Source organism: Actinomyces sp. oral taxon 849 str. F0330 (genome assembly GCF_000239715.1).
Classification (GTDB): domain Bacteria; phylum Actinomycetota; class Actinomycetes; order Actinomycetales; family Actinomycetaceae; genus Actinomyces; species Actinomyces johnsonii.
The window spans coordinates 195,396-207,575 of record NZ_JH470348.1; the positions used below are offsets into that span (position 1 = coordinate 195,396).

Annotated in this window: 12 protein-coding genes; 8 read left to right on the top strand and 4 right to left on the bottom strand. The window is 67.9% G+C overall.

Annotated elements, in window-relative coordinates; all coding sequences use genetic code 11:
• The first annotated feature begins 5 nt into the window (after positions 1-5).
• From HMPREF0975_RS00855 to HMPREF0975_RS00870, 4 genes are read left to right on the top strand one after another with little or no spacing between them, the layout of a single operon-like run.
• Positions 6-890, top strand: a complete 885-nt coding sequence (locus HMPREF0975_RS00855; RefSeq protein WP_009232189.1) for a membrane protein — start codon at positions 6-8, stop codon at positions 888-890.
• Positions 887-2,119 (top strand): sensor histidine kinase, encoded by a 1,233-nt coding sequence (locus HMPREF0975_RS00860; RefSeq protein ID WP_009232190.1) that lies wholly within the window; start codon positions 887-889, stop codon positions 2,117-2,119. Before HMPREF0975_RS00855 ends, HMPREF0975_RS00860 begins: the two co-directional genes overlap by 4 nt.
• A complete protein-coding gene (locus HMPREF0975_RS00865; protein WP_009232191.1) occupies positions 2,116-2,727 on the top strand; it encodes a response regulator transcription factor in 612 nt (203 codons plus the stop codon). The genes HMPREF0975_RS00860 and HMPREF0975_RS00865 overlap by 4 nt, the downstream gene beginning before the upstream one ends.
• 44 nt (positions 2,728-2,771) lie before the next feature.
• Positions 2,772-3,158, top strand: coding sequence for a nuclear transport factor 2 family protein (locus HMPREF0975_RS00870; RefSeq protein WP_009232192.1), 387 nt, complete (start codon positions 2,772-2,774; stop codon positions 3,156-3,158).
• Positions 3,159-3,318: 160 nt separating this feature from the next.
• On the opposite strand, the gene ffh is transcribed toward HMPREF0975_RS00870, so the two are convergent.
• Positions 3,319-5,007 (bottom strand): signal recognition particle protein, encoded by a 1,689-nt coding sequence (gene ffh, locus HMPREF0975_RS00875; RefSeq protein ID WP_009232193.1) that lies wholly within the window; start codon positions 5,005-5,007, stop codon positions 3,319-3,321.
• A gap of 361 nt (positions 5,008-5,368) precedes the next feature.
• Between ffh and HMPREF0975_RS00880 the strand changes: the two genes are divergently transcribed.
• The 4 genes from HMPREF0975_RS00880 (at position 5,369) to HMPREF0975_RS00895 (ending at position 9,114) form a co-directional block, all read left to right on the top strand.
• Positions 5,369-6,373: an ABC transporter ATP-binding protein gene (locus HMPREF0975_RS00880; protein ID WP_198009123.1), complete on the top strand. Its 1,005-nt coding sequence runs from the start codon at positions 5,369-5,371 to the stop codon at positions 6,371-6,373.
• Between the two features lie 144 nt (positions 6,374-6,517).
• The gene (locus HMPREF0975_RS00885) at positions 6,518-7,246 is read left to right on the top strand and encodes an ABC transporter permease (protein ID WP_075408664.1); all 729 of its coding nucleotides are present in this window, start codon (positions 6,518-6,520) and stop codon (positions 7,244-7,246) included.
• A gap of 22 nt (positions 7,247-7,268) precedes the next feature.
• Positions 7,269-8,426: a sensor histidine kinase gene (locus HMPREF0975_RS00890; RefSeq protein ID WP_009232196.1), complete on the top strand. Its 1,158-nt coding sequence runs from the start codon at positions 7,269-7,271 to the stop codon at positions 8,424-8,426.
• Positions 8,427-8,502: 76 nt separating this feature from the next.
• Entirely contained in the window at positions 8,503-9,114 is a 612-nt protein-coding gene (locus tag HMPREF0975_RS00895; protein WP_009232197.1) for a response regulator transcription factor, read from the top strand.
• Positions 9,115-9,136: 22 nt separating this feature from the next.
• Here the strand turns inward: HMPREF0975_RS00895 and ftsY are convergent, their stop codons facing one another.
• From ftsY to HMPREF0975_RS00910, 3 genes are all read right to left on the bottom strand, one after another.
• Complete coding sequence (gene ftsY, locus HMPREF0975_RS00900) at positions 9,137-10,306, bottom strand: signal recognition particle-docking protein FtsY (protein WP_009232198.1); 1,170 nt, start codon at positions 10,304-10,306, stop codon at positions 9,137-9,139.
• 345 nt (positions 10,307-10,651) lie between these two features.
• Entirely contained in the window at positions 10,652-11,026 is a 375-nt protein-coding gene (locus HMPREF0975_RS00905) for a hypothetical protein (RefSeq protein WP_009232199.1), read from the bottom strand.
• A gap of 161 nt (positions 11,027-11,187) precedes the next feature.
• Positions 11,188-12,180 (bottom strand): AAA family ATPase (locus HMPREF0975_RS00910; protein ID WP_009232200.1); only part of this gene is annotated, 993 nt, incomplete at its 5' end.

Genomic DNA, 12,180 nt, shown 5'->3' on the forward strand with positions numbered 1-12,180 from the left:
GCATCATGACCGCGACGTCCCAAACATCCTCTGATTCCTCAGTATCCGGCTCCCCTGTCGATCCCGACGCGGGCGGGATCGCAGGCCGATCGCCTCGTGCGGGAGGGCTTAGGCCCGCGCGCCCTCTCCTGACCTACCTCTGGCTGGACCTCTATCGGAGCCTGCGCGAGCCCGCCAACCTCTTCTTCGTCGTGGCCTTCCCTCTGGCGATGTACCTCGTCTTCGGCCGGTTGAACGCGTCTGCGGGAGAGTACGGTCCGCACGCTCACGGCAATGTCTCGGCCTCGGTGATGCTCGCGATGGCCTCCTTCAGCGCCTGTCTGGGGGCCACGAGCGCCTCGGCCTCGGCCGCCGTCGAGCAGTCGGCGGGCTGGGGCAGGCAGATGGCCGTCACCGGTCAGGGGCTGCGCGGGTACCTGGTGGTCAAGACCGGAACCGCGGTAGGAACGGCGGCTCTTCCGGTCATCGTGGTCCTCACCGCCGGGGCCCTCACGGACTCGCAGATGGAGGGCTGGGCCTGGGCCACCAGTCCTGTCGTCTGCCTGCTCGGGGTCCTGCCCTTCGTCTTGTGGGGTCTGGCCGCAGGAATGTGGCTGCCGTCCTCGGCGTCGATCGGTATCGCGACTTCCCTGGTCACCTTGTTCGCCTTCATCGGCAACGCCTTCATGCCCCTGAACCACACACTGATGACGATCAGTCGCTTCACCCCGATGTACGGGTCGACGGCGCTGGCCCGGTGGCCGTTGGGCGAGGGGTGGGTCTACGTGTCGGATCGACCGGCGGGCGTTCAGGACCCGCCGTGGATGCCGTTGGCTAACCTGGTGGTGTGGACACTCATCTTCGGGCTGCTGGTGATCGGGGCCCGACGCCGGGCGACCAGGCGCCAGTGAGCCCCGTGAGTATCAGGTACCCGCCTCCGTACGACTCCCCCTCCATGGCGATCTCAGTATCGCAGAAGGAAGGGACCCGTTCCCGCCTCTGGCGCCGCTATCGCCGTCGTATCGTTTGGGACGCCACAGTGTGGGTGTTCTTCCTGGTCATCCCCCTCATCCAGCTTCTCTTCGGCTCCTTCGCCCGGTGGCAGCGCCTGCTGGGAATCGCCGGAATCATGGGGTTCATTGTCGCCTACATCTGGGCCTTCTCCACGCAGGACACCCGCGCGGTGCAGGCGGGGGTACCTCTGCCTGATCTTCCGATTCGCGTTCTTCTGGGCAAGTTGGCGGTCCCATCGCTCTTCACCGTACTGGCACTGCCGGCGCTGGGCTGGTGGACGGCCTACTTCTTCCCCTTCTTCTGCTCGTTGGTCCTGTTCTCCATAAAGCTGCGTCGGGGAATCCCGACCGTCATCACCGCGGTTGCCCTCTTGGCGGCTGCCTCTCTGGCATGGAACACGCATCCGGAGTCGCGTTGGATGGTGCTGGGGGCCACGTTATCGGGACTGACCATCATCATCGCCCGCATTGCGGTGGAGCTCCAGGAGCGCAGAACGTCCACCGAGCGCGAGCTCGCCCTCGTCTCCCAGCGCGAGGCGGTCGGGCGCGATGTCCACGACATCCTGGGACACTCCCTGACGGTCCTCACCCTCAAGGCAGAAGTCGCCCGCCGGCTCATCGAGCATGATCCGATCGCCGCCTCCCGCGAGCTCGACGAGGTCATCGCCCTGGCCCGCGGGGCCCTCGCCGACGTGCGCTCCACCGTAACGCGTCTGCGGTCCCCGGACCTGGCCAGCCAGCTGGAGGCCACGCGCACCGCCTTGGGCGCCGCCCAGATCGATGTGGAGCTGACCGGCAGCGCCCAGGAGGTTCCTGAGCATCAGAGGGCTCTACTGGCCTGGGCTCTGCGCGAGGCCACCACGAACATTGTGCGGCACGCCCAGGCCGCGAACGTCACCGTGTACCTGGAGCCGGGGTTGCTGCGGGTGAGCGACGACGGCGTCGGTCTGGCCGGATCCAGACCGGGTAACGGTCTGGAGGGCCTGCGCTCCCGCATCGAGCGGGAGGGCGGGTCCCTCGCCATGACCAGCCCGTTCAGCAGTTCCGACGCCCCGTCTACCGCCGTCGAGAACCGCTGTGCTGGCGCGCCTTCCAGCGGTACCCGTCTGGAGGTGAGGCTGCCATGAACCCGATCCGTGTCCTGATCGCCGATGACCAGGCCCTGGTGCGCGGCGCTCTGGCGACGCTGCTGGGGCTGGAGAACGATCTGGAGGTGGTGGCCCAGGTGGGGCGGGGAGACGAGGTCCTGGAAGCGGTGCGCGAGCACGCCGTGGATGTGGCCCTGGTGGATATCGACATGCCCGGGCGCGACGGGCTGGCGGCCACCGCCGAGGTCGTCGCCTCCGGGGCGCCGTGCAGGTGCCTCATCGTGACGACCTTCGGTCGCCCGGGCTACCTCTCACGAGGCATGGAGGCCGGGGCTGCTGGCTTCATCGTCAAGGACACCCCGCCGGAGGCACTGGCCGAGGCGATCCGCAAGGTTCACGCGGGCCTGCGGGTCATCGACCCCGAGCTCGCCCAGGAGTCGGTGCTGCTCGGGCCGAACCCTCTCACTGAGCGGGAGAAGGAGGTCCTGCGGGCTGCGGCCACGGGCGCGGACGCCCGGGAGATCGCGGCGCGACTGCGCCTGGGTGAGGGGACGGTGCGCAACTACCTGTCGTCGGCGATCGCCAAGACCCACGCCCGCAACCGCACCGAGGCGGCCCGCACCGCCGAGACCAACGGCTGGCTGTGAGTACAGTTACTTCCAAGCCGCCGACTGCGCAGAGAGGGTAGGGGATGGAGAGCTCATCACAGCGGCATGAACTGATCCGACGAGAACCGATCTTCCACCACCCGGAGCTGATCTGGGACGCCAGTTCCTTTGATGAGCAGATCGCGGAGGACTTCAACGAGGTCGGCGCCTCGGGGAGATGTTACAGCCGCAGCGAGGTCAAGGAGATCGTCCTGGGGCGCTTGAAGGGAACTCATGCGGACTCCCTCACTGATGGATACAGAATCGAGGGGGCTGAGTCCCGCATCCTTGCCGACGACGTCGTCCAGGTCCTCTATACCTTACGTACGCCAAGTCGCGTCACCCGGAGATCCACGCTCTACCGTCGCCGGGACTCGACTTGGCAGGCGGTATTCCACCAGGGCACCGTCGTCGAAGGCGCTACCGGCTGAGCCCCACCACAGCCCTACCGCGGCCGCCCGGGCCGGCGATGAGGCGCTGGCCGCGAGCTCGTACGCTGTGGTGCGTGGACTGCTCCGGAGGATCAGGCCTCGAGGCCTGCCGTACGAACGCGGGGGCCAAGCGACTCCCGGGAGCCTCGGGCCGTTATGTCTACAGCCCGAGGTGGCGGCGCAGGTCCTCGGGCAGGGCGCCCATGGCGTCGGCGACGTCGTCGCCCGATGGCTGCGCGCCGGCCTGGGCCTGCTGCTGGGCCTGGGGCATGATCCCGTAGCCGGAGGCTCCGGACTGGCTGCTGCCGAGTCCGAAGGAGGACCCGGCTGCGGGCGCGGCGCTCTGCCCGGCTTCGATCTTGGCCTGCTTGGCTGCGGCGGCTTCCTTGGCCTGGCGGGCGGCCTTGGCAGGGTTGCCGCTGCGGCCCTTCTTGCCGCCCTTGCCGCGCTTGGCCTTGGGGGCCTGACGGGCCTTGGAGTGCTTGCCCATGCCGGGCAGCGAGCCCATGCCGGGCATGGGGCCGCCCTCGCCGAGTCCTCCCATGCCGCCGCCGGAGGCCATGGCCTCCATCATCTTCTTGGCCTGCTCGAAGCGATCCACAAGCTCGTTAACGGCCTGGACGGTGGTACCCGACCCCTTGGCGATGCGGCTGCGGCGCGAGCCGTTGAGGATGGACAGGTCCTTGCGCTCGGCGGGTGTCATGGAGCACACGATCGCCTCGATGCGGTCGACCTCGCGCTCGTCGAAGTTCTCCAGGGCATCGCGCATCTGCCCCATGCCGGGCATCATGCCCAGGAGCTTCTTCATGGAGCCCATCCTGCGGATCTGGCGCAGCTGGCCCAGGAAGTCGTCGAGGGTGAAGGTGCCCTTGGCGAGCTTGGCTGCGGCGTCCTCGGCCTCCTGGCGATCCAGGGTCCGCTCGGCCTGCTCGATGAGGGTGAGCAGGTCGCCCATGTCCAGGATGCGCGAGGCCATGCGGTCGGCGTGGAAGCGCTCGAAGTCGGTCAGGCCCTCACCGGTGGAGGAGAACAGGACCGGAGCACCGGTGACGCCGCGCACGGACAGGGCCGCGCCGCCGCGGGCATCGCCGTCGAGCTTGGAGAGGACCACACCGGTGAAGCCGACGCCGTCGCGGAAAGCGACCGAGGTGTTGACGGCGTCTTGACCGACCATGGCGTCCAGGACGAAGAAGATCTCGTGAGGGGCGACCGCATCGCGGATGCGGATCGCCTGGTCCATCATCTCGGCGTCCACACCCAGGCGGCCGGCGGTGTCCACGACGACGACGTCGTAGCCGCTGGCGCGCGCGTGCTCGACGCCGGAGCGGGCCACGGCCACCGGGTCGCCCACGCCGTTGCCGGGCTCGGGCGCCCACACGTGCACCCCCGCACGCTCGGCGACGACGCTCAGCTGGGTGACGGCATTGGGGCGCTGGAGGTCGGAGGCCACCAGTAGGACTCGCTTGCCCTGGTCGCGCAGCCAGCGGCCGAGCTTTCCGGCCAGGGTCGTCTTACCGGCGCCCTGGAGGCCTGCGAGCATGATGATCGTGGGGCCGCGGTCGGCCCAGTGGATCTCCCGGGTCTGTCCGCCCAGGACCTCGATGAGCTCCTCGTTGACGATCTTGACGACCTGCTGGCCCGGGTTGAGGGCCTGGGAGCGGGCGGCATCGACCGCCTTCTCGCGCACCGCGGAGGTGAAGGCGCGCACCACGGGCAGGGCGACGTCCGCCTCCAGAAGGGCGCGGCGGATTTCGGTGACCGTGGCGTTGACGTCGGCCTCGGTGAGACGACCTTTGCCGCGCAGCTGGTTGAAGGAGGCGGTGATGCGATCGGAGAGGTTGCCGAACACGCGATGGTCCTTCCTGGCGCCGTTGGGCGCGTTGGTCGGGAGACTGTGGGCGGATGAGGGCGGAACGTCCATGGCCGTGGGCTATGGCGATCACCTCGACTGCAACCCAGGATAGCGGCAAGCGGGCCTCGCCCCCTCTCCCGCGCCCGGACCGGGACTGAACCCACACTCATCGGTCGGAGGCCCCGCCACGTCATGCCTCCGGGTCCCGGCTCCCCCTGACGCCCTCTCCCACTCCGAACGCGGGTTTTCTCTCGTTATTCTGCGGTATTTCACCACCTGGCGATCCCTGAGATATGTCATGAGCAAGTAGTGACCGATGGGCCATGGATCGCAGCCGACGTGGGACGAGTCTTGAGCCATGAGCACAACAACGACCCGGTCCGCCCAGGAGCCCGCACTCCGGGAGGTTCCCATGGCGGCTCCCGTGGTGGAGCCCGCAGATGCCGTCAGGCTGACCGCCCTGCACAAGTCCTTCGGAGACGTCACCGCCGTCGACGGAATCGACCTGACCATCCGTCCAGGCGAGGTCGTCGCCCTCCTGGGGCCCAACGGCGCCGGCAAGACGACGACGATTGACATGATCCTGGGACTCAGTCGCCCCACCGGCGGAGAGGTGAGCACCTTCGGGATGAGCCCGCGCCAGGCGGTCGACCGGGGCCTGGTCACAGCCGTCATGCAGACCGGCGGGCTCCTGCCCGATATCACCGTGCGTGAGACGGTGGAACTGACGGGAAGCCTCTTCTCCCACCGGATCGATACCGAGGAGGCCATGCGGCGCGCGGGCATCACCGACTTCGCCTCACGCATCGTCAAGAAGTGCTCAGGAGGCCAGCAGCAGCGCTTGCGCTTCGCCATGGCACTGGTGAGCGACCCGGCTCTGCTCATCCTCGATGAGCCGACCACCGGCATGGACGTCGAGGGGCGCCGCAGCTTCTGGGAGGCCATCCACGCTGACGCCGCGCACGGACGCACGATCATCTTCGCCACGCACTACCTTGAGGAGGCCGACGCCTTCGCCGATCGGATCATCCTGATGCGTCATGGGCGCATCATCGCCGACGGCACCGCGGCCGAGATCCGCACCTCTGTGAGCGGGCGCAGCCTACGAGCCACCCTGACCTGCACAGCCGAGCAGCTACGCAGCGCTCTGACCGATCTGCAGGCCCGTGGCCGGGTCTACGACATCGAGGTCCTGGGCAGCGCACTCACCCTGAACTCGACCGATACCGACGCCGTTGCCGCACTCCTCCTCAGCGATCACCTGGCCAAGGACCTGGAGATCACCAGCCGTGGCCTGGAGGACGCCTTCGTGGCCCTGACCAGCGACGGCGCCGCAGCTCCCACTCTGGGAGCGTCAGCATGAAACGCACCAGCAGCACCGACACCCTTTCTCCCACGCTTTCCCCCGGAAGGAACCGCAATGTCTTCTCCCTCTGAGTCCTCCTCCGCCTTGTCAGCAGTCGACCGCCTCGATCTCTCCTCCCGCGCCACACCGCCCCTGGGCGGATTGAGCCTGACCCTGCTGTCACTCGAGGCACGCCGGCGCCTGCGCAACCGCCGGGCCATGATCTTCTCCGTCCTGCTGCCAGTGGCCTTCTTCCTGATGTTCACCACCACTGACTACTCCTCAACGCCCTACGGCAACGGCAATGTCGTGGCGAACATGATGGTCGGCATGGCACTGTACGGCGCGCTCATGACCACCACCGGGGCAGGGGCGGCCGTGAGCAACGAGCGAGCCTCGGGCTGGAGCCGTCAGCTGCGCCTGACGCCGCTGAAGCCCATCGCCTACATCACCGCCAAGGCGATCGTCGGGATACTCATCAGCGCCCTGGCCATCGGTGCCGTCTACGCCTGCGGCCCCTTGCGTCACGCGCAGATGCCGGCGAGCGTCTGGATCTCCTCGGCACTCATCATCTGGTTCGGTTCCCTGGTCTTCGTCGCCTTCGGACTGTTCGTCGGCTATCTCCTTCCCTCGGACAACGCCATGCAGGTAGTCGGCCCTCTCATGGCCCTGCTCGCCTTCCTCGGGGGCATGTTCATCCCGTTGACGCCGGGCTCGACCATGGATCGCATCGGCAGCCTCACCCCTATGTACGGGCTGCACAACCTGGCGCTGTGGCCCATGGGCGCAGAGAGCTTCTCCTGGTGGTGGGTGGTCAACGTCCTGACCTGGCTCGCGGTCTTCCTGGGCGGGGCCGCCTGGAGAATGGGCCGCGACACCGCCCGGGTGTGAGCTCGTGAGTACCATCAGGGTCATGAAAGCCCGCGCCTCCTCCCTGGCCGAGGCGCGGGCGCGCCGCACCCGCGTCGTGGCAGTCGGCTGGGGGATCGTGTGGGCCGCCTCCATGGTTCCGGTCGTCCGGGCGGGCGTGGCACGAGGGTCCAACGGCGGGGTTTGGGGCGCAGTCAGTGCCATCGTCTCCTGCGCATGCCTGTATACCGCCTGCTCGCTCAGCATGAGGCGGGTCCGGCAAGGGCTGACCTGGCCCGGCCGCCTGAGCCTGTCGCTCATCATCATCGGCGCGCTCACGGCGAGCGGGGCCGCCTTCGGTGTGGGATCGTCGGGCCTGCAGCTGGTGGTCTTCCTGGCCGTCGTCCTGGCCTTCTCCCTGCCTTGGCAGGCGGCCATCGTGCCTATCGCGATCCTGACTGGCATTCTGTTCCTCATTCCCAGGATGATTCCGTCCTGGTCCGCGAGCGAAGACGCGTGGATCGCTCTGCTCGGCGCGGGCGGCGCTTGCACCTTCGGGCGCTACATCATGGAACAGCGGCGTGTGGCCCGCATTCTGGAGCAGCGCACTCACGAGCTGGAGATCAACGAGGAGCGCAACCGCATGGCCCGGGACATGCACGATATTCTGGGTCATTCGCTGACGGTCATCGCTTTGAAGTCGGAGCTCGCCGCCCGGCTCGTCGACGTCGCTCCCGATCAGACTAGGGTGGAGCTGGACGAGGTGCAGTCCCTGGCGCGCTCCGCCCTGGCCGACGTGCGCGCCACCGTCAACAGCTACCGTGAGCTGAGTCTGACCGGTGAGCTGGCCCGGGCAACGAGCGTCCTGACCTCGGCCGGTATCCGGGCCGACCTGCCACTGACAGTCGAGGCCGTCGACCCTGAGCTGCGCGAGCTCTTCGCCTGGGTGGTGCGCGAGGGCGTCACCAACATCGTGCGCCATGCCCACGCCTCACACTGCAAGGTGGAGCTGACCACCGACTCCATTGAGGTGGCCGACGACGGTATCGGACTCGACTCGGCCGGCACCGGCGACGGTCACGGGTTGGAGGGGCTGCGCCAACGCTGCCAGGACAACGGTGCCGACCTCACCATCGAGGCACCCTCCAGTGGCAGCGGCACCGTTCTGAGGGTGAGCGCCCGCCGTCTATCCTCCCGTATGACCCACGACGTGACCGAGTGACCCGGTCGCGCGCCCCAAACTCCGGCGAGCACCAATGTCGTCGGTCCTGAGGAACCTTGAGTAACGGAGCTGAGCGATGATCCGGGTGATGTTGGCCGATGACCAGGCGATGGTGCGCGGGGCGCTGGCCGCCCTGCTCGCCTTGGAGACCGATATCGAGGTCGTCGCTCAGGTCGGAAACGGGGACGACGTCCTGCCCGTCGCGCTCGAGCACCGGCCCGACGTCGTTCTCATGGATGTCGACATGCCCGGCGCCGACGGGCTGAGCGCGACCGCGAGGCTCCTGGAGCGGCTGCCGGCCACGCGGGTCCTCATCGTCACGACTTTCGGGCGCCCCGGATTCCTCCGACGCGCCATCCAGTCCGGGGCCCACGGCTTCGTCGTCAAGGACGCTCCGGCCACCGAGCTGGCCGAGTCAGTGCGCCGAGTCCATGCGGGGATGCGCGTCGTCGACCCGGCGCTGGCTGCCGACTCGCTCGTCTTCGGGGACTCCCCTTTGACCGCCCGGGAGACCGAGGTGCTTCAGGCCGCCGCCGACGGCGCCACCGTCGCCGAGGTCGCCCGGCGGGTCCATCTCTCGGAGGGAACCACCCGCAATCACCTGTCCCAGGCCATGGCCAAGACCGATGCGCCCACTCGGGCCGCGGCGGTGCACTTCGCGGCCCAGAAGGGTTGGATCATCCAGTAAGAGCCCTCACCCGCCCGGCCGCTCAGCCCAGCAGCGCGTCGACGAAGCCTTCCGGGTCGAAGGGGGCCAGGTCATCGGCGCCCTCCCCCAGGCCCACGAGCTTGACGGGCACTCCCAGTTCCCTCTGGACGGTGACGACGATGCCGCCCTTGGCGGTGCCGTCGAGTTTAGTGAGCACGATGCCGGTGATGCCGACGGCCTCGGAGAAGACCTGGGCCTGGCGCATGCCGTTCTGGCCGGTGGTGGCGTCCAGGACCAGGAGGATCTCGCCGACGGGGGCGATCTTCTCCATGACGCGTTTGATCTTGCCCAGCTCGTCCATGAGGCCGGCCTTGTTCTGCAGGCGCCCGGCGGTGTCGACGACGACGACGTCCGTGCTCTGGTCGGCCGCCTGGCGGGCGGCGTCGTAGGCGACGGAGGCGGGGTCGGCGCCCTCCTTCTCGGAGCGCACGACCTCGACGCCGACGCGCTCGCCCCAGGTGGTCAGCTGCTCGGCGGCCGCGGCCCGGAAGGTATCGGCCGCGCCCAGGACGACGGTCTTGTCCTGGGCCACCAGGACGCGGGCGAGCTTGCCGCAGGTGGTGGTCTTGCCGGTGCCGTTGACGCCCACCATGAGGATGGCGGCAGCGGGCGTTGCCTGGGCGCCGTCGGCGGGGGCGGGGCGATCCAGATTGAGGGAGCGGTCAAGCGTGGGGTCGACGAGCTTGAGCAGCTCGGCGCGCAGGACGGTGCGCACGGCCTCCGGGTCGGAGGTGCCCAGCACCTTGGCCTGGGTGCGCAACTCGTCCATGAGGGAGGTGGTCACCTCAATGCCGAGGTCGGAGGTGAGCAGGGTGTCCTCGATCTCCTCCCAGTCCTCCTCGGTCAGATCGCCACGGGACAAGACGGACAGAACCGCCTTGCCGAAGCCGCCGGCACCGGCCAGGCGGGCGCGCAGGCGCTGCATGCGGCCCGGGATGGACTCCGGAGACTCCAGCGTCGCAACCGGCTCGGCGCCCGGTTCCGCATCGGGGGCCGTCTCATCCGAGGGCTCCTCCCCCTCCTCGGACGGCAGGAGGTCCTCAACGGACATCGGCTTATGGGCGCTGACCTCGTCGGGGACTCGGCCCCGACGCCTGCCCGCGTAGAGCCACAGACCGCCACCGATGACGATGACCAGGATGATGCCGAGAACGATGAGGATCGGTTCCATGGGCCCATCATGCCCGATGGCCGCCCCGCTGCGGCAGGGCCGTTCGCCTCCGACCGCCTAGGGCCGGTTGGGCGCTGCAGAAATCACCGGCATACTCATGAGTCGTGATAAAAAAATCCTGCGGCACCCCTGTGGGCGTGCCGCAGGACGAGGAAGGCCGATGGCCCCGGTGTCGATGCGCGAGAAAAGTGGAACCTGTTGACATCAGACGCAACAGGAGTTGATAAGGGCACAGACGAGACACGATCTCTCAGGACCGGGATTTTATCCAGCAGATCGACTCTTCAAGACCAGCGGTTCGTGAAAATGATCGGGAACATAATTTTCACGAAACGGACCAGTACATCATCCCTGGGTTTGCGAGACCCCGCTGGCAGCCGGCTCGTGCATCTGGCCGCGGCGCCGGGAAGCCGCAGCTCCTCGAGTCTTCTCCGCGCCCTCCACTGCCTTCTCGAAAACGCCCACCAGACCACCGAAGGAGTCCGGCCCCACGTAGGCCGCGGGCCCCTCGCGCGTCATGAGGTCAGCGAGACGGACCTCCTGGGGCACGACCTCAACCTCGACCTTCTGCTCCTCCTGGCGCACCTCCTGAGCATCACGGACCAGGCCGCGAATACGGGAGGGCCAGGAGCGCACCGGGAAGCGCTCGGCGCAGACCAGGCCGAGCACGAGTAGGCCGGCAACCAGCACGACAACGAGGGGAAGAATCATGGCACCCATGGCTAGGATTCTGCCCTGAGAAATGCGATCTGACCAGACTTTGCATGCGTTTGTCGTCCAATCGACAACAAAACCTGATAACTTCCTGACACAACAATGGCTTGAATCTGAAAACGAACGTCATATTGTCAGAACACTATCACATACCCCTCATGGTTCACTCAGACATCAGGAGTCACAGCCGTACCACGGTCGGGCTGGGCCAGCCGTTGTGAGACCGCCTTCGTGATCCCATCGCGCATCGTGATGCCGTAGAGCGCGTCGGCCACCTCCATGGTGCGTTTCTGGTGCGTGATGATGATGAGCTGGCTGGAGCGCCGCAGCTCGGTAAAAATCTCCAGCAGCCGGCCCAGATTGGTGTCATCCAGGGCCGCCTCCACCTCGTCCATGACGTAGAAGGGCGAGGGGCGCGCCTTGAAGATCGCCACCAGCAGTGCGACAGCGGCCAGTGAGCGCTCCCCGCCCGAGAGCAGCGAGAGCCGCTTGACCTTCTTGCCCGCAGGACGGGCCTCGATCTCGATGCCGGTGGTGAGCATGTCGTCGGGATCGGTGAGCACCAGCCGCCCCTCTCCACCGGGGAAGAGCCGGTCGAAGACGGAGGCGAATTGCCGTGCGGTGTCCTCGTAGGCCTGGGCGAAGACCTCCTGGACTCGGGCATCGATCTCCTCGACGATGCTGAGCAGGTCGTCACGTGAACGCTTGAGATCGGCCAGCTGCTCGGCCAGGAACTGGTGGCGCTGCTCCAGGGCGGCGTGCTCCTCCAGTGCGAGCGGGTTGACCTTGCCGAGCCGGGCGAGGTCCCGCGAGGCCTTGGCCAGGCGCTTCTCCTGCTCGGAGCGCACGTAGGGACGGCCCGGGTGCCCTGACCCGGTGGAGGCGTGGGCATCAGCCCGCTCGGCAGCGGGCTCAGCCCCGGAGCCGGGGATGGCACCGGACTCATCGATGACATCGGGAACCAGCATGTGTGGTCCGTACTCCTCGACGAGCGGGTCCAGCTCGAGGCCGAGCTCGCTCATGACGCGCTCGGCCAGGGCCTCCAGTCGCATGCGCTGCTCGGCCCGGGCGACTTCCTCGCGGTGGGCGGCGTCGGTGAGGTTGCCGAGCTCCTTGGTGAGCTGATCGATCTCCTCGCGGACCTCGTTGGTGGCTGCCTG